A 15,148-nucleotide genomic window follows, 5' to 3' on the forward strand; every position below is an offset into this window, starting at 1 on the left:
AAAGGAAAGGAGGGAGGTATTACTCTAAAGTTATCTTCTTCAGCACACTGTCTATCTTTGATGTCAGCAAGGACTTTGGCACTGCTCCCACCAGGCCATCGATGGGCTCACCCCTGTGGAAGAACCCTATGGTGGGGATGCTCATCACACCGTAGCGCATAGCAACCTCCTGGTTCTCCTCGGTATTCAGCTTCACAAATCTGAGCTTGCCCTTGTACTCAGCTGCCACCTCCTCAAAGATGGGGCCCAGCATCCTGCAGGGACCGCACCACTCTGCCCAGAAGTCAACAACCACGGGTAGCTCAGAGTTCAGCACAAGCTCGTCCCAGTTTTGCGCAGTGGCCTTGTACAGGTTTTCTCCAATCTCTTCAAATGTTGCGCTCATAACTATTAACACCTCCTTTTTAATAGTGAGTGTGACCATGGGCATGGTGATGCCCGCTGTGAATCCTCCCGGGCTCATGCCTCAGCTCACCCCTAGCGAGCTTTTCAACTGCCTCCTTCGCTGGCATGACGTTGATAATTACAACCTTTTTATCCTCTGCTATTAAATGCGAATAGGCGCCCCTTCCTATACCAGCGGAGATAACCACTTCCACATCCTCCAGCACCGGGAGAATCGCCTCATGGAAGTGCCCGCCTCGTGCTTTGGGATTCTCCCTCGCCTCCATAAAGCTGAAGCTTTCCGGAGTTAGCTCGTATATCAGGAAGTACCCCGCCCTTCCAAAGTGCTGGCTTACCTCTGCATTCTCACCCGCTGCATCCGCAGCAACCGCCACCTTCATAATCTTCCACCTGCCTTTACCATTTAATCTAACCTTATAAAATATATTTGTCATATATTGTGCAACATATTTGAACATAAAACTTTTTCTGTACTGACAGCTACACACCGCTATGTTCGACTTAGAAGCCATCGCAGAGGAGATAAAACTCTGCAGGAAGTGTGAGCTGAGCACAGGAAGGACAAAGGCAGTGCCCGGCGAGGGGAGTCCCAGAGCAAGGATAATGCTTGTGGGAGAAGCCCCCGGCAGGGAAGAGGATGCAACCGGCAAGCCCTTTGTTGGGCGCGCGGGAAGACTTCTCACCCAGGTGCTTAACCAGGCCTCTCTTACCCGGGAGGAGGTGTTTATAACCTCTGTTATCAAGTGCAGGCCTCCAAACAACAGAAGGCCCAGGAAGAAGGAGATAAAAGCCTGTCTTCCCCACCTCAGAAGGCAGATAGAGGTGATCAATCCGCACGTTATTCTGCTCCTGGGCGGGGTTGCGGGCGAGGCACTGCTGGGAATCAAAAAAGTAGGCGAGACAAGGGGAAAACCCATCAGAAGGGGAAGGATATACCTGGTAACCTATCACCCGGCGGCGATACTGAGAAACATAAACCTCCTTCACCACCTCAGTGAAGACATTCGCAGAGCTAAAGAACTCGCCTACAGCGAGACCTGACGCAGAAGGCGGGCCATGCGGCACAGTATATCCCTTCGCGTTATTATGCCTATGGCATTCCCACGGTCGTCTATGACTATCAGCCTGCTAATATTGTTCTGCTCCATCACCGCTATCGCAGTGGAGAGCGCTGCATCCTTGTGGATGGTTATCAGCGTTGTGCTCATGACCTCCTTTACCTTACTGTCCTCTTTGCCTTCAGCAAGGGCACGGGCTATATCGGTGTTGGTCAGGATTCCCACTGCCTTCTTATCTGTCATCACAGGAGCGCCACGGATGCCTATCTGAGTAAAGAGCTTTGCGGCATCGCGAATGCTCGCCTCGGGAGAAATCGACTTTATGGCATGGGTCGCCACATCATAAACCTTCTCCTTTGGCACAGAGACCATCTCATGAATGTCGATGAGCAGCACATTGTCGATGTCATCTCTACCCACAACCCTGCCGCGAATCGCAAGCCTGTTAACAGGCGTAGGTCCGATGAGGACCTCCTTGCCCACGTCTATCTGCTTCAGGTCGCCTAGAGCGTGCACTGTTGCACGGCACTTCTGGGGATCGTGGATTGTGATTAAATCTATTCCTGTTACTGTCACATCCTCCACGGGCTTGCCGTTGAGACGGATTGGCACCGCAACTTCATGTTCAAGCTTCTCGTAGTTAAGAATAGAATAACACTCAGTTGTGGGGCGATATCCGCCCTTTGGACCAGGTACACCCTCCACTAAGCCAAGGCTGCGCAGCGACTGCATCTGATTCCTTATCGTACCCGGGTTCTTGTGTATGAGCTCCGCTATATCTTCACCCTTGACCGCTTCGCCTCCTGACTTGTGATAAAGCTCCACAAGCGCCATCAAAACTTCTCTCTGCACAGGCGTGAGTTTCATGTTCTTCCCCATTAAGAGTATGATACATTATTCATGATTAACTATGACAGATATTTATATATAAACCTTTTTAAGAAAGGTTGTGAAATGAATTTCAAGAGGGTACCCCAGATACTGAATTCTGAAGAGCTGATGGACTACGCTTTTTCAAAAGCCTCAAAGGAAGCCAAACGGGTTTCTGTTTCCGGGTCAAGGCTGGGTAAGATTAAGAAGCGGGAGGTACGCCGTATAAAGGTTGCCGGCTCCTCAATAAGGCGCTATCTGAACAGAATACTTCTGAGAATCCCACAAATTGACGAGCTCTCCCCCTTTTACTACGAGCTTATTGAAACCCTCGTGGGGATAGAGAAGTTCAAGAAGTCTCTGAGCTCCATCAGGTGGATTGTGGATAAGATTGGAAGGCTCGAAAGAGAGTACACCCGCAAGGTGCGCACAGCTGGCGATGAAGCAGAAATTCATGGCTACAGGAAGGAGTTTTACGGCAGAGTCGCCTCACTGCTCCGCAAAATCGACCCAGAGCTTATATTTCTCAGGGAGGTAAGAGAAAAGCTCAAAAATCTGCCAACAGTCGAGAATACCTTTACTGTGGTCATAGCGGGTGCACCCAACGTGGGCAAATCCTCTCTTCTGCGCCGTCTTACTGGAGCCGAGCCCCGGGTGGAGAGCTATCCCTTCACCACAAAGCAGCTTCTTCTTGGGTACATGGAGTACCGCCACAGGCGGGTGCAGGTGATCGACACCCCGGGTTTGCTTGACCGCAGCTTTGAAGACATGAAGCGGGTGGAGAGGCAGTGTATCCTCGCGCTGAAGCACCTCGCCAGACTTATAATTTTTGTATTTGACCCCTCTGAAACCTGCGGCTACCCTCTGGAGGAGCAGCTCCGGATATACAGGAGCATTACAGAAAGCTTTGATGTTGAAGTAGTACCTGTAATAAACAAGGCAGACCTGCTTACAGAGAAAGCACTCCAGGAAGCAAAGAAAATTGAGCCCATGGACAGAGCGCTGATATGCTCCGCAAAGGAAGGTACAGGAATAGATGAAATAGTGGCGAGGATAACCGGCACCGTGAATGACAAATAATTTTAAATACAATTCTATATAATATTAAAATTGTTAATCATATATAACTATGGAGGAGTAAGAATGGCCAAAATTATGGTTGTTGATGACGAAGCCGAGATGGTTTTTCTTATTAAAAATATCCTGGAAAATGGAGGACATGAGGTAGAGACTGCATATTCAGGAAAGGAGGCGCTGGACAAACTCGAATCCGGAATCAGGCCGGATTTGATTCTTCTCGACGTCATGATGCCCGGTTTAAACGGGTGGGAGGTTAGCAGGAAAATCAAGGAGGGGGAAGAAACAAAGGACATCATCGTGGCCATGCTTACAATCAAGAGTGAGGATGAGGACAAGGTGACGAGTTTGGACAGAGGGCTTGCAGACTGGCACATCAGTAAGCCTTTTAAGAATGAGGAGCTGCTCCGCACTGTAAACTGGCTTTTGGAGAGGCCTATAAAGAGAGAGGAGTAACAGGCGGTTACCATGGGCGTCTCCATTACAATATGCTCTGGAAAGGGTGGAACAGGAAAGACCACCATCTCAGCGAACTTGGGCGTGGCCCTTGCGCAGCTGGGCAAGGAGGTTTTAATCCTCGACGCCGATATAGAGATGGCCAACCTGGAGCTCATCCTCGGCATTGAGGATGTGAAAACCACACTTCACCACGTCCTGGCGGGAGAGGCAGATATAAACGAGGCCATCTATGAGGGGCCAGCTGGCGTTAAGGTTGTTCCGGCAGGGATATCACTTGAAACCCTGAGAAAGGCAGACCCCGACAGGCTGGACTCGGTGCTGGAGGCTCTGAAGAAGGTTGAGATACTGCTCATCGACGCTCCCGCAGGACTGGGCAGGAGTGTGCTTACCGCCCTCTCCACCGCCCAGGAGGCGCTGCTGGTGGTTAACCCTGAGATATCCTCAATGAGTGATGCCCTTAAAACAAAGATAATTGCCAAAAAACTCGGTACACATGTTCTGGGTGGTATTCTGAACAGGGCAACCTTCGACAGCAGCGACCTTACTGTGAAAGAGGTGGAGATGATTCTGGAAACGCGCATCCTAGCGGTTGTGCCCGAAGACCCAGAGGTGCGACGCAGCGCAGCCTTTGGCGAGGTCTTTGTTATTCGGGCTCCAAATTCTCAGGCAGCCCAGGCGATAAAGAAGCTTGCCGCAGACCTGGTAGGGGAGGAGTACATACCAGTAGAGCCCAAGGTGCCCTTCATGAAGCGGCTCGTCCAGGGGCTATTTGGCAGGTAAATGTACAATGGATTATGAGACGTTTGACCACGAGGCAGATATTGGTATTCGGGGGTATGGCAAAACCCTAGATGAGGCTTTCGAAAACGCTGCCAGGGCGATGTTTTCTGTTATGGTGGATATCAGCAGGGTGAAGCCGTTAAAAAAGTTTCACATCAGGGCGGAGGCACCCGACATCGAAACCCTGCTCGTAGAGTGGCTTAACCAGCTCCTCGCTCTCGCTGACCTTGAGGGCTATCTCTTCTCAGACTTCACCGTCAAAATCTCTTCCGATGGCACCCAACTGGAGGGCTACGCAACAGGCGAGCCCATCGACAGGGAGAGGCACGAGATAAGTGTGGAGGTGAAGGGTGCAACCTATTCCATGCTTGAAGTTGGTAAGGAGGAGGGAAGATATAAGGTGCAGTGTGTGGTCGACGTTTAGAGGTGGTGGAGATGGACCTTAAATTACTTGAGAGGAAGGGGGATTATGAATGGGAAATTCCCAGAAGAAACGATATGCGTGTGCCCGGGAAGATTTTCGCATCACGCAGGCTGATTGAAGATATGGATGACAAGGTGAGGGAGCAGATAACCAATGTCGCATGTTTGCCGGGGATTCAGAAGGCGTCTCTGGCAATGCCGGATGCGCACTGGGGTTATGGATTCCCAATAGGCGGTGTTGGCGCCTTTGACCCTGAGGATGGAGGCGTCATCTGCATGGGGGGCATCGGCTTCGACATATCCTGCGGTGTTCGCACACTGCGCACTGGTTTGAGCCTTGAGGAGGTTAAGTCAGGGATTGAGCAGCTCGCGGAGGCCCTGTTCCGCAAGGTGCCCGCAGGGCTGGGCAGTAAGGGCAAGCTGCACCTCAGCATGAGTGAAATCGACGATGTGCTTCGCGGTGGCGCGGCCTGGGCGGTGGAGCAGGGTTACGGCTATGAGGAGGACCTGGAGTACATAGAGGAGGAGGGGATGATGCCCGGAGCAAAGCCAGAGAATGTCTCAGCCATGGCGAAGAAGAGACAGCTCCGCGAGGTAGGCACCCTGGGCTCAGGGAACCACTACCTCGAGGTGCAGCATGTGAGTGAGGTCTATGACGAAGAAGCTGCGAAGGTTTACGGTCTGGAGAAGGGCAGTGTGGTCATATCTGTGCACTGCGGCTCCCGTGCTCTGGGGCATCAGATAGGCATGGACTACATAAAGGAGCTCTATGCTGCCGCAAAGAAGTACGGGATACCCATCAGGGACCGCGAGCTTGCGTGTGCCCCGATAAATTCCCCTGAGGGGGAGAAGTACTTCTCTGCTGTGGCTGCCGGCATAAACTGCGCCCTGGCGAACCGCCAGGTTATAGCCCACCTGGTGAGGCAGGTGTTCGAGGAGGTTATGCCGGAGGCAGAGGTGGAGATGCTCTACGACATAAGCCACAACACCTGCAAGGTGGAAGAGCACCTCGTAGATGGGAAGCGCAAAATGCTCTACGTCCACCGGAAGGGCGCCACTCGTGCGCTGGGCCCGGGAAGGAAGGAGATTCCTGAGGATTACCGCAGTGTAGGTCAGCCGGTGCTCATAGGCGGCACCATGGGCACATTCTCCTTCATACTAAGGGGCACCTCCACAGGGCTGGAGAAGGCCTTTGGAAGCGCCTGCCACGGCGCTGGCAGGGCGACGAGCAGGAGGCAGGCGAAGCGCACATATCGAGGAGAGCGCATTGTTCAGGAGCTGAGAAGCAGGGGTATAGTGATAAAGGCCCACTCCTATGCCGGCGTTGCCGAGGAGGCACCGGGGGCATATAAGGATGTGGAGGAAGTTGTCAACGCAGTGCACAACGCCGGCCTGGCAAAGAAGGTGGTTAAGCTTAAGCCGCTGGCATGTATAAAGGGATAGCCCGCGAGGTTTTTATACCAGGGATGGCAATAATATTCCAAATGTGATAAGATGGCGAGAATACTGTTTGTAGACGACGAGCCTGACATAGGTCTACTCGTTGCAAAGATACTCGAAGGAAAGGGGCATGAGGTAAGCTGGGTCTACTGCGCGAGTGAATGCATGGAAGCCCTGGAAGGTTATAAACCCGACCTTGTGATAATGGATATATTTATGCCCGGTACAAATGGCATAGAAGCAGCAAGGGAGATTAAAGCACGGTACCCGGAGCTGCCTGTGCTGATGTTCTCCATAATGTACATAAAGGAAGATATAGATGAGGCGATGCAGATTTCCGGTGCGGACGACTTTCTCGGCAAACCTTTTGAGAAGAAGGAGCTTGTGGAGATGGTGGAAAAACTCCTGCATGGCTGATGTGAGGAGAGCGTGTCAGACATGGGCGAAGCTGAGATTCTAGAGACTATTTTAACCCTCTCTCTTCTGATATTCGCAGCCAAGGGAGGGGGAGAGATTGCGCAGCGCTTCGGTGTAGCCGCTGTTGTGGGTGAGCTTCTTGCAGGTGTGCTCCTAGCTCCCACGCTGCTTGGAGGCGTAGAGCTCTTTGGCAACAGACTGGTGATTATCGACGACACGGTGAAGGTGTTCGCCGAGATTGGTGCAATTCTTCTTCTCTTTCTAATTGGGCTTGAGATGCGGTTCGCCGAGTTCAAAAAAACTGGCGCCACCGCCGTGGGCGTGGCACTGGGAGGGATATTCGTCCCCTTCACCATGGGATACTACTTTGTGCTACTCGCTGGCGGCACCGCCCATGAGGCGATGCTTATAGCCGCCGCCCTAACTGCTACGAGCATCGCAATAACAGTTAAAACCCTCTACGACCTGGGTAAGGGTAGAACCATCGAGAGCAGGATAATTGTCAGCGCTGCTGTTTTTGACGATGTGCTCGGCCTGGTTATCCTGGCGGTGGTTCTGGCTGTGATTCAGGGTGGGGGTATTACCCTTACAGATACTCTTATAATTGCCACCAAGGCCATAGGCGTGTGGATACTTCTCACCCTTACCGGAATTTTCATATTCTCTCGAATAGTGGCCACGACTGCACCCTTCATGAGAACCAAGGGCAGTCTGGAGGCTCTTGCAGTGGCATCCTGCTTCGGCTTCGCGTATATCGCCGGTATCGCGGGCCTGGCACCCATCCTTGGTGCATTTGCGGCTGGCATGGCGATAGCAGAGACGAAACTCATCAAGAGCATACACAAGTTTATAGAGAAGGTGAATTTCATGATGGCACCCCTCTTCTTTACTGTCATCGGTACGCAGGTTGACCTCACCTCGCTCAGCGCATCTTCTCTGGGCTTTGTATTTGTACTTTTCGTAATAGCGGTGTTCAGCAAGGTTGCAGGATGCGGTTTACCTGTGTATTTCTTCACCAGGAAGGTTAAGAGTTCTGCCATTGTTGGCGTTGGTATGGTCTCCCGGGGCGAGGTGGGTCTTATAATCACAGGAATTGGTGTCACCTCCGGGGTCTTCTCTCCTGAGCTTTTCTCAGCGGCGGTGCTGGTGATGCTCGCAACCACTGTGCTCACCCCGATAGCCCTTAAAAAGCTTTTCGCGCGCCCGGAGTAGACAGCCGCCAAACCAAAATTTTTTTATACTCGAAGCCCTTTGGGTTTATTGTAATTGTGTCCCAACTATGCACAGGTGGTATTGTGAAGGAGTATGAGGTAATTATTATAGGTGGAGGTCCTGCCGGTCTGAGTGCTGCTCTGTATACATCAAGGGCTCAGAGGAAGACCCTCGTACTTGATAAGCCAAACCAGGGGGCAATAAAGAAGGTTGAGGTTCTTGACAATTATCTTGGCTTTCCAGAGGGTCTCTCCGGGAGAGAGTTTTTAGAGCTGGCGAGGAGGCATGTTGAGAGGTTTGGCGCAGAGATAGTGGAGGAGGAGGCTCTTGTTGTAAAGCCGGACCTTGAGGGTTCTGGTTATATCGTGGAAACTGCTGAAAATAGTTACAGGTCAAAGGGCCTGATAATAGCCACCGGAGTTAAGAACGACAGGCCGAGAATAAAGAATATTGGCAGGTTTGAAGGCCTTGGCGTGAGCTACTGCGTAACCTGCGACGGATTCTTTTTCAGGGATTCAAAGGTGGCTGTACTTGGTTCCAAGGACTACGCTGCAAAAGAAGCTCTTGAGCTTCTCAACTACACAAAACACGTAGTGATTCTGACCAACGGCAGACCTGTGGAAATAAGAAGTTCTCTGAAGCAGAAGCTGGAGGAGAATAATATAAAGGTTGTTGTGGATGAGATTGAGAAGATTGTAGGTGATAAGGCTGTGGAAGGGGTCAAATTCAAAAATGGCAGACATATGGAACTCAAGGGCATTTTTGTTGCTGTTGGCACGAGCGGGGCCACCGACTTTGCGCGCACCCTGGGAATTCAGGTGGAAGGTGACATAATCAAGGTTGATGCCAGCAACAGTACAGGTATACCCATGGTTTATGCAGCCGGCGACTGCACGGGTGGTAATCGCCAGGTAGCTATTGCAGTGGGCGAGGGCGCAAATGCCGGGATTAACCTGATAAGCGAGCTGAAGGGTACAAAGTATGTGGACTATCACTAAAGGGGGCCATATATATGAAAACCCTCCCTGACCTGAAAACTCCCTTCCGGGAGATGTCTGTAATAGAGATAATGCGGTGCATGTTCGGGCTGAAGGGCTTTGAAACAGAGATTTATCTGGAGCTTGTGCACAGGGGCTCACTTACTGTTAATGACCTTGTTGCAAAGTTTGGCAAGGACAGGAGCACAATTCAGCGTGCTCTGCAGAACCTGACCATCGCAGGTTTAATCTACAGGGAGCAGAAGAATATTAAAAATGGCGGCTACTACTACGTCTACCACGCCGCACCCTTCGACGAGATTAAGGACACCATGAAGGCCAGCATCCTGAAGTGGTGCGATGCGGTCATAAAGTGGATAGACGACCTCAACCCCTAGTACTCTGCCGCAACCAGGGTCTTCGTGGAGGCAACCTCTGGTATAGACCTTATTATGTCCACCGCCCTATTGAGCTCCTTCAGGGTCTCTGCCTCTATTATTGCTATGAAGTCATACTCCCCGAAAAGCTGCATCGCCTCCCTCACGCCCTCAATCTGCGGCAGCCTTTTTCTCACCTCTGCCTCTCCGCCCACCTGCACCGATATGAGGCACACACCCTTGACCATAGTTAAATATATAATGTTTGATTACTTTAAGGTGATGGTTATGAAACTGCCCTTTGACATCAGGAGCATCAAGCCAGGAGAGTTCGCCTACCTTACAAAGAGGAAGCTGAAGAACAGGGAAGGCGAGGAGAAGGGGGAGATAATTCTGTGGAAGAGGCGCGACCACGAGGAGAGCGAGTTTGCACTCCGCTGCCCTTTCTGCGGCGAGGAGAACAGCGGCGCCGTCGTGCTTAAACGCCGTCCCTACCGGGTGCGCTGCCCCAGCTGCAACCGCAGCATTTCCCTGCCCAAGCTGGCCAACAAGGCAAAGAGGGAGAGCCGCTAACTTCGCGTCCTGGCGCAGGCCTCTGCAAGGGAGCAGCCCCTGCACTTAGCACCCCTGCTCCGCACCGGCTCCACCCTGCCTTCAAGTATCCCCACAAGCCTCTCCAGCACAGGCAGAAATTCTCGTCGGGAGTAGCTTCTTGGCGGCGAGGTAAACAGCACCTCTCTTGTCTCGCGATGTCTCTCAATAACCATATAATTGACCTTCAGATTTGCAAACACGCCTCTGCCAAACCAGAGCGTACTCCTGCCGAAGGCATAGCCGGCCTTCCCCTCCTTTAGGGCGTGGCAGTATCCAGAAAGCTGGTACTCGTGGCTCTTTTTTAATCTGCCATAGCTCCTGGCCACGAACTTCTCCTCCATCACAGTAACCTCGCTGCCACGCTTGACAAGCTTGTCCACCCGCCCGCGGAAGAGATGGCCCTCATGGTCAAATGCCACCCTCAAAACCTCCCTGGGAAGTTCCAGGGTGCTGCTTTCGCAGCGCAGCTTCTCCCCAAGCGCCGGGATTTCCTCCCTCAGGTAGCGCTTCGCCGGGTCCAGATTCCTTGAAACAGAGTGCTGCCTCACACCTGTGCGCATTGCCCCTGGTAGGTGCCGGCTTTGCGCCAAGCACCCGCGTCAGGTAGAGGTATCGCTCACAGTATCCCAGCGAAGCAAGAGCACTGATTGGAACAACCCTCCTCTTCATGAAAATTAAATACAGGCGGGAGGTATTATCCCCAGCGCTAGAGCACGGGAAAAGTGCTATAGCCCAAAAATCTCAGAAAGGGTTTTTCCGGCCTTTATCTCAGCCTTATACCTGCGCTCCTTCTCTGCGATTTCCCGCGACTTGGCGAGTACCTCCTGAGCAAGCTCCTTAGGCACCACCACAACACCCACGTCGTCGGCGACGATTATATCACCTGGGTTAACCCTCTGCCCCCCGCAGCCTATGCTAACCTGAAGTTCCCCATGCCCGTGGGGTTCGCCTGCATTTGGTACAACATGCCGCGCCCACACAGGAAAGCCGTGCTCAGCGATGTCGTCGCTGTCGCGAACTGCGCCGTCTATCACCACACCTTTGATACCGCGCTGCATGGCGCTCAGCGTGGCCAACTCGCCCCAGACGGCAATTTCAACACCCTGCGCATCGACAACAATAACATCACCTCTCTCCGCCAGGTCAACCGCCTTAACCACCTTCCCCCAGTCTCCGCCCAGGGTTCTGACGGTAAACGCCCTGCCCGCGATTCTCTTACCCTTAACGATGGGTTTTAATCCACGCATTGCGCCAAAGCGCTTCATGGCATCGCTTATGAAGGGCGTGGGCAGCGTCTCAAAACCCCTAACAATCTCCCGGTAGGAGAGTTTTCTCTCGGGCTCTGGCTCTGCAAGGGTTACACCCGCAAGCCTGCACAGCTCCCGCGTGGTGGCGACCACGTCCTTGGCCTTTGTTATGGCGCTGCCCACGACGAATATCTCTGCCCCTGCCTGCCTGAGGAAGGGCAGAGTCTCAGTGTTTATACCCCCTGCAACGGCGATTGGCAGGCTGACACTCTGCCTTATCCTGCGAAGCTCCTCCAGCGATGCATTGACCTTCTCAAGCTTTACCTTCTGAATGTCTTTGGGTGTGTGGATTAGAAGGCAGTCGACGCCCAGACTCTCCAGCTCCATTGCCCTGCGAAGCCTGTCCTCCACGCCTATCAGGTCGGCCATTATCTTAACCCCATGGGCTCTCGCCGAGTTAACCGCGCGCTTCACAGTGAAGTCACTGGATACGCCGAGCACCACAACAACATCAGCGCCGTTCTTTGCTGCCATCTCCACCTCAACGTCGCCCGTGTCCATGGTCTTCATGTCCGCCACAACCACGCAGCGGGGAAAGCTGGACTTGAGCTTCTTCACAGCCAGCATGCCGTGATTTTTTATCAGCGGGGTGCCCGCCTCCAGCCAGTCGGCACCGCCTCTCACAGCTTCGCCTGCGATGGTCAGCGCATCCTCAATGCTGAGCAGGTCCAGAGCCACCTGAAGATGGGGCATATAACTTAATTTTCGCCAGCGGGATAAATAGGTTTGTGTTCGACGAAAGCTAAATTTTATATACGCCCCATGTCTAGAGTGAGAGCATGCCCCCGAGCCTGCTTGGAAATATAGCAGAGGCGATTTACTTCTTCCTCCCGGCGTATGTTGCCAACACCCTCCCCGGGATTTTTGGAGGAGGTACACCTCTCGACCTCGGCAAAACCTTCTACGACGGTCGCCGCCTGCTTGGCGATGGCGTGACGATACGCGGCTTTCTCGTGGGCGTCGCGGGGGGCAGCGTGGTGGGCGCACTGCAGGGCGACCTCCTCTTGGGCTTTGTGCTATCCTTCGGTGCTCTTGCAGGTGATGCTGTGAGCAGCTTTCTCAAGCGACGCCTGGGCTTTGAGAGAGGTGCTCCCGTGCCGCTGCTCGACCAGCTGAACTTTGTGGTGGGCGCGCTTGTGCTGGCGAGCTTCTTCACCGACATACCGCGCGACTATGTGATAATCCTCTTCATCATAACGCCCTTCGGGCACCTGACTGTAAACCGCATTGGCTACCACCTGAAGATTAAGGATGTGCCGTGGTGAGGTTATGAAAAAACTCGCTGAACTCCTTGCAAGGTATGCGGTAATGCGGGGCGATTTTGTACTCGCCTCCGGCAAGAGGAGCAGCTACTACATCAACATCAAGAAGGCGTACACCAAGCCTGAGGTACTCCGCGAGATAATCGCGGAGATTGTGGAGAAGCTCCGCGGCATGAGCTACGACTACCTTGCGGGAGTGGCTGTTGGAGCTGTGCCCCTCGTTGCCTGCACCGCCCTTGCCGTGAATAAACCCTTTCTGATAGTGAGGAAGGAGGAGAAGGGCTACGGTACCGGAGCAAAGATCGAGGGAGAGTGGGAGAAGGGAAAACGCGTGGTTCTCCTCGAAGATGTCACAACCACAGGCGGGAGTGTGATAAGTGCCGCCCTCGCCCTCAGGGGCGAAGGATTAATATGCGATAATGTAATAGTAGTGGTTGACCGTGAAGAAGGTGCCGAAGAGGCTCTAAAACAGGCTCAGCTCGAGCTTCTGCCCCTCCTGAAGGTTTCTCAACTGTTATGAGGTGTGTGATATGGATGTGCCTTCTGCTCTGCTCAAAGGTCTGGGTGTACTTCTTGTGTTCATAGGCTTAGCCGGTATGCTGGGCAGCATCTACGGTATAAAGGCGGTGCACGACTACGACTTCGGGTCGCCATCTGCAGTTGTGCAACAGGACATCTCGGAGGCGGGTGTTAAGATGCAGGAGCGCAGGGAGAAGGTGTACAGTGCCCTGGAGGCGAGTAAACAGAACATGAGCAGCTCTGGAGAGGCCCTTGGGAGAGCAAGTGCGAGTGTTTCAGAGGCGAGTGTCAGCGTTTATGCCAGCTCTGCGAAGCTCACCGCCGCCGCCAGGGAGCTTAGAACCGCCTCGGCGTACAACAACGACGCCGCCGAGTATCTCAGGGAGGCTGCCGATGAACTTAAAGAATGGGCAGACAGGTACTCCTACAATGGCACATCCCTGCCGCGCAAGTACATGTTCAAGTCGGCTGTGGACAGGATAGACACCGCCAGCCAGAAGCTTCAGAGTTCAAGCACAAAGCTTACCGCCACAGCTGAGCAGCTCGAGGCAACTTCAGCTGAGCTTGAGTCCACATCGGCCAAGCTTCAGCGCACCTCCGAAAGGCTTACCAACGCCAGCGAGAGGCTTTCAAACACCGGGGAGAGCCTTGGAGAGCTTCGCTCACCCCTGGGCGGGCTGATAGACGACTTTACAAATGCACTCAGCAGCGCCACCGCGAGCATAGAGACAATAACAAAGGCATCGAACAACATAAAGAGTGCACTTTATATTGTGTTCTCATATCTGGTGCTCTTCCACCTCGTACTCTTCCTGCTGGGTATCTCTTTAATAGTAATAGAGGTGAATCTCTTTCATGTAGGAGGTTATTGAATGAAGGTACTTCTGGTTGGAGGTGGTGCGAGAGAGCATGCCATCGCTGAGGCGCTTAAGCGCAGCTCAGAGGTTGAGCTCTACTCAGCGATGAACAACGCCAACCCCGGCATAAAGCGGCTGAGCAGGGAAGTGCTGCGCATAAAGGAGACAGACATCGAGGGTGTTAAAAACTTCGCCCTGAAGCAGGGAATTGAGCTTGCTGTTATTGGACCTGAATCGCCCCTCTGCTCTGGACTCGCGGATGCGCTGCTCGGCGAAGGTATAGCCTGCGTGGGTCCGCGAAGGAGTCTGGCGATGATAGAGTGCAGCAAGGAGTTCTGCCGCAACCTGATGGCCAAGTACCGCATACCCGGAAGCCTGAGATACGGCACTTTTGACGACGCAGAGGAGGCGGCCAACTACATCGACGCCTTTGGGGGCGACATCGCAGTGAAGCCAGTTGGGCTGACGGGCGGCAAAGGTGTTAAGGTTGTTGGGGAGCAGCTCAAAGACAAAGAAGAGGCAAAGGCCTATGCCCGCGAGGTGATAGAGCACGGCATAGGCGGGAGCAGAGTGGTCATAGAGGAGCGCGCCCTAGGCGAGGAGTTTACACTACAAGCCTTTGTGGATGGGAGCAGTGTCGTCGCCATGCCGGCGGTGCAGGACCACAAGCGCGCCTTTGAGGGCGATGAGGGGCACAACACCGGTGGCATGGGCTCATATTCCCAGAGCGACGGCCTCCTGCCCTTCTTAACCAGGGAAGACTACGACTTTGCCCTCCAGGTTATACGCAAAACCGTCGCCGCGCTGAAGAAGGAGACAGGCGAGGGATACAGGGGCATACTCTACGGGCAGTTTATGAAGGGCAGGGAGATAAAGCTCATAGAATTCAACTGCCGCTTTGGCGACCCCGAGGCTATGAATGTGCTCACCCTGCTCGAGAGTGACTTCGCAGAGATATGTGCGAGGATAGCTGAGGGCACTCTCTCAGCGAAGCATGTGAGCTTCGCTGAGCTTGCGTCGGTGTGCAAGTACGTCGTGCCCAAAGGCTACGGCATTGACCCCGCACCCCCCGCCAGGATAAGCATAGACGAAGAGGCAATAAAGCGAGAGGGTG

21 protein-coding genes are annotated in these 15,148 nt (G+C 53.3%); 15 read left to right on the forward strand and 6 right to left on the reverse strand.

The window, feature by feature from the left end; all coding sequences use genetic code 11:
* Positions 1–19 precede the first annotated feature (19 nt).
* Positions 20–463: a thioredoxin gene (gene trxA / locus ACXJJW_RS04630; protein ID WP_456474561.1), complete on the reverse strand. Its 444-nt coding sequence runs from the start codon at positions 461–463 to the stop codon at positions 20–22.
* Positions 405–785: a NifB/NifX family molybdenum-iron cluster-binding protein gene (locus ACXJJW_RS04635; protein WP_456474562.1), complete on the reverse strand. Its 381-nt coding sequence runs from the start codon at positions 783–785 to the stop codon at positions 405–407. The genes trxA and ACXJJW_RS04635 overlap by 59 nt, the downstream gene beginning before the upstream one ends.
* Positions 786–897: 112 nt before the next feature.
* Between ACXJJW_RS04635 and ACXJJW_RS04640 the strand changes: the two genes are divergently transcribed.
* The gene (locus tag ACXJJW_RS04640) at positions 898–1,446 is read left to right on the forward strand and encodes a uracil-DNA glycosylase (RefSeq protein WP_456474563.1); all 549 of its coding nucleotides are present in this window, start codon (positions 898–900) and stop codon (positions 1,444–1,446) included.
* Here ACXJJW_RS04640 and ACXJJW_RS04645 read toward each other — a convergent pair.
* Positions 1,431–2,330 carry a CBS domain-containing protein gene (locus ACXJJW_RS04645; protein WP_456474564.1) on the reverse strand — a complete coding sequence of 300 codons (900 nt, stop codon included), beginning with the start codon at positions 2,328–2,330 and terminating at the stop codon, positions 1,431–1,433. The genes ACXJJW_RS04640 and ACXJJW_RS04645 overlap by 16 nt on opposite strands.
* An 87-nt stretch (positions 2,331–2,417) precedes the next feature.
* Here ACXJJW_RS04645 and ACXJJW_RS04650 point away from each other — a divergent pair, with 87 nt between their 5' ends.
* The 9 genes from ACXJJW_RS04650 to ACXJJW_RS04690 all read left to right on the forward strand — a co-directional run bounded on the left by ACXJJW_RS04650 (position 2,418) and on the right by ACXJJW_RS04690 (position 9,516).
* Positions 2,418–3,413 (forward strand): NOG1 family protein, encoded by a 996-nt coding sequence (locus tag ACXJJW_RS04650; protein ID WP_456474565.1) that lies wholly within the window; start codon positions 2,418–2,420, stop codon positions 3,411–3,413.
* A gap of 75 nt (positions 3,414–3,488) precedes the next feature.
* Positions 3,489–3,866, forward strand: coding sequence for a response regulator (locus ACXJJW_RS04655; protein WP_456474566.1), 378 nt, complete (start codon positions 3,489–3,491; stop codon positions 3,864–3,866).
* Positions 3,867–3,878: 12 nt separating this feature from the next.
* Positions 3,879–4,649 (forward strand): cell division ATPase MinD, encoded by a 771-nt coding sequence (minD, locus tag ACXJJW_RS04660; protein ID WP_456474567.1) that lies wholly within the window; start codon positions 3,879–3,881, stop codon positions 4,647–4,649.
* 7 nt (positions 4,650–4,656) lie between these two features.
* Complete coding sequence (locus tag ACXJJW_RS04665) at positions 4,657–5,073, forward strand: archease (RefSeq protein WP_456474568.1); 417 nt, start codon at positions 4,657–4,659, stop codon at positions 5,071–5,073.
* Between the two features lie 11 nt (positions 5,074–5,084).
* Complete coding sequence (locus ACXJJW_RS04670) at positions 5,085–6,515, forward strand: RtcB family protein (RefSeq protein ID WP_456474569.1); 1,431 nt, start codon at positions 5,085–5,087, stop codon at positions 6,513–6,515.
* Positions 6,516–6,566: 51 nt separating this feature from the next.
* Positions 6,567–6,929, forward strand: a complete 363-nt coding sequence (locus tag ACXJJW_RS04675) for a response regulator transcription factor (protein WP_456474570.1) — start codon at positions 6,567–6,569, stop codon at positions 6,927–6,929.
* Positions 6,930–6,950: 21 nt separating this feature from the next.
* Positions 6,951–8,141: a cation:proton antiporter gene (locus ACXJJW_RS04680; RefSeq protein WP_456474583.1), complete on the forward strand. Its 1,191-nt coding sequence runs from the start codon at positions 6,951–6,953 to the stop codon at positions 8,139–8,141.
* A gap of 83 nt (positions 8,142–8,224) precedes the next feature.
* Positions 8,225–9,139 (forward strand): NAD(P)/FAD-dependent oxidoreductase, encoded by a 915-nt coding sequence (locus ACXJJW_RS04685; RefSeq protein WP_456474571.1) that lies wholly within the window; start codon positions 8,225–8,227, stop codon positions 9,137–9,139.
* A 14-nt stretch (positions 9,140–9,153) separates the two neighbouring features.
* Positions 9,154–9,516: a helix-turn-helix domain-containing protein gene (locus tag ACXJJW_RS04690; protein WP_456474572.1), complete on the forward strand. Its 363-nt coding sequence runs from the start codon at positions 9,154–9,156 to the stop codon at positions 9,514–9,516.
* On the opposite strand, the gene ACXJJW_RS04695 is transcribed toward ACXJJW_RS04690, so the two are convergent.
* Positions 9,513–9,743 (reverse strand): Lrp/AsnC ligand binding domain-containing protein, encoded by a 231-nt coding sequence (locus ACXJJW_RS04695; protein ID WP_456474573.1) that lies wholly within the window; start codon positions 9,741–9,743, stop codon positions 9,513–9,515. The two genes, ACXJJW_RS04690 and ACXJJW_RS04695, sit on opposite strands and share 4 nt — an antisense overlap.
* Before the next feature lie 40 nt (positions 9,744–9,783).
* Here ACXJJW_RS04695 and ACXJJW_RS04700 point away from each other — a divergent pair, with 40 nt between their 5' ends.
* The gene (locus ACXJJW_RS04700) at positions 9,784–10,068 is read left to right on the forward strand and encodes a hypothetical protein (protein ID WP_456474574.1); all 285 of its coding nucleotides are present in this window, start codon (positions 9,784–9,786) and stop codon (positions 10,066–10,068) included.
* On the opposite strand, the gene ACXJJW_RS04705 is transcribed toward ACXJJW_RS04700, so the two are convergent.
* Positions 10,065–10,649: a PD-(D/E)XK nuclease family protein gene (locus ACXJJW_RS04705; protein ID WP_456474575.1), complete on the reverse strand. Its 585-nt coding sequence runs from the start codon at positions 10,647–10,649 to the stop codon at positions 10,065–10,067. The two genes, ACXJJW_RS04700 and ACXJJW_RS04705, sit on opposite strands and share 4 nt — an antisense overlap.
* Positions 10,650–10,814: 165 nt before the next feature.
* Positions 10,815–12,089, reverse strand: coding sequence for a 3-hexulose-6-phosphate synthase (hxlA, locus tag ACXJJW_RS04710; RefSeq protein WP_456474576.1), 1,275 nt, complete (start codon positions 12,087–12,089; stop codon positions 10,815–10,817).
* Positions 12,090–12,175: 86 nt separating this feature from the next.
* Between hxlA and ACXJJW_RS04715 the strand changes: the two genes are divergently transcribed.
* The 4 genes from ACXJJW_RS04715 to purD form a co-directional block, all read left to right on the forward strand.
* Positions 12,176–12,661 (forward strand): CDP-2,3-bis-(O-geranylgeranyl)-sn-glycerol synthase, encoded by a 486-nt coding sequence (locus ACXJJW_RS04715; RefSeq protein WP_456474577.1) that lies wholly within the window; start codon positions 12,176–12,178, stop codon positions 12,659–12,661.
* A gap of 4 nt (positions 12,662–12,665) precedes the next feature.
* Positions 12,666–13,178: an orotate phosphoribosyltransferase gene (gene pyrE / locus ACXJJW_RS04720; protein WP_456474578.1), complete on the forward strand. Its 513-nt coding sequence runs from the start codon at positions 12,666–12,668 to the stop codon at positions 13,176–13,178.
* 10 nt (positions 13,179–13,188) lie between these two features.
* On the forward strand, positions 13,189–14,049 hold the full coding sequence (locus ACXJJW_RS04725; protein ID WP_456474579.1) for a hypothetical protein: 861 nt from the start codon (positions 13,189–13,191) through the stop codon (positions 14,047–14,049).
* Positions 14,050–15,148, forward strand: a 1,099-nt coding sequence (gene purD, locus ACXJJW_RS04730) for a phosphoribosylamine--glycine ligase (RefSeq protein ID WP_456474580.1), incomplete at its 3' end; no start/stop codon positions are given.

The sequence above is a fragment of the Candidatus Pyrohabitans sp. genome (assembly GCF_054014795.1).

Bases quoted from the DNA above. Each gene is read 5' to 3' on its own strand.
- trxA (WP_456474561.1), bottom strand. From the start codon at position 463: ATGAGCCCGGGAGGATTCACAGCGGGCATCACCATGCCCATGGTCACA.
- ACXJJW_RS04635 (WP_456474562.1), bottom strand. From the start codon at position 785: ATGAAGGTGGCGGTTGCTGCGGATGCAGCGGGTGAGAATGCAGAGGTA.
- ACXJJW_RS04640 (WP_456474563.1), top strand. From the start codon at position 898: ATGTTCGACTTAGAAGCCATCGCAGAGGAGATAAAACTCTGCAGGAAG.
- ACXJJW_RS04645 (WP_456474564.1), bottom strand. From the start codon at position 2,330: ATGAAACTCACGCCTGTGCAGAGAGAAGTTTTGATGGCGCTTGTGGAG.
- ACXJJW_RS04650 (WP_456474565.1), top strand. From the start codon at position 2,418: ATGAATTTCAAGAGGGTACCCCAGATACTGAATTCTGAAGAGCTGATG.
- ACXJJW_RS04655 (WP_456474566.1), top strand. From the start codon at position 3,489: ATGGTTGTTGATGACGAAGCCGAGATGGTTTTTCTTATTAAAAATATC.
- minD (WP_456474567.1), top strand. From the start codon at position 3,879: ATGGGCGTCTCCATTACAATATGCTCTGGAAAGGGTGGAACAGGAAAG.
- ACXJJW_RS04665 (WP_456474568.1), top strand. From the start codon at position 4,657: ATGGATTATGAGACGTTTGACCACGAGGCAGATATTGGTATTCGGGGG.
- ACXJJW_RS04670 (WP_456474569.1), top strand. From the start codon at position 5,085: ATGGACCTTAAATTACTTGAGAGGAAGGGGGATTATGAATGGGAAATT.
- ACXJJW_RS04675 (WP_456474570.1), top strand. From the start codon at position 6,567: ATGGCGAGAATACTGTTTGTAGACGACGAGCCTGACATAGGTCTACTC.
- ACXJJW_RS04680 (WP_456474583.1), top strand. From the start codon at position 6,951: ATGGGCGAAGCTGAGATTCTAGAGACTATTTTAACCCTCTCTCTTCTG.
- ACXJJW_RS04690 (WP_456474572.1), top strand. From the start codon at position 9,154: ATGAAAACCCTCCCTGACCTGAAAACTCCCTTCCGGGAGATGTCTGTA.
- ACXJJW_RS04695 (WP_456474573.1), bottom strand. From the start codon at position 9,743: ATGGTCAAGGGTGTGTGCCTCATATCGGTGCAGGTGGGCGGAGAGGCA.
- ACXJJW_RS04700 (WP_456474574.1), top strand. From the start codon at position 9,784: ATGAAACTGCCCTTTGACATCAGGAGCATCAAGCCAGGAGAGTTCGCC.
- ACXJJW_RS04705 (WP_456474575.1), bottom strand. From the start codon at position 10,649: ATGCGCACAGGTGTGAGGCAGCACTCTGTTTCAAGGAATCTGGACCCG.
- hxlA (WP_456474576.1), bottom strand. From the start codon at position 12,089: ATGCCCCATCTTCAGGTGGCTCTGGACCTGCTCAGCATTGAGGATGCG.
- ACXJJW_RS04715 (WP_456474577.1), top strand. From the start codon at position 12,176: ATGCCCCCGAGCCTGCTTGGAAATATAGCAGAGGCGATTTACTTCTTC.
- pyrE (WP_456474578.1), top strand. From the start codon at position 12,666: ATGAAAAAACTCGCTGAACTCCTTGCAAGGTATGCGGTAATGCGGGGC.
- ACXJJW_RS04725 (WP_456474579.1), top strand. From the start codon at position 13,189: ATGGATGTGCCTTCTGCTCTGCTCAAAGGTCTGGGTGTACTTCTTGTG.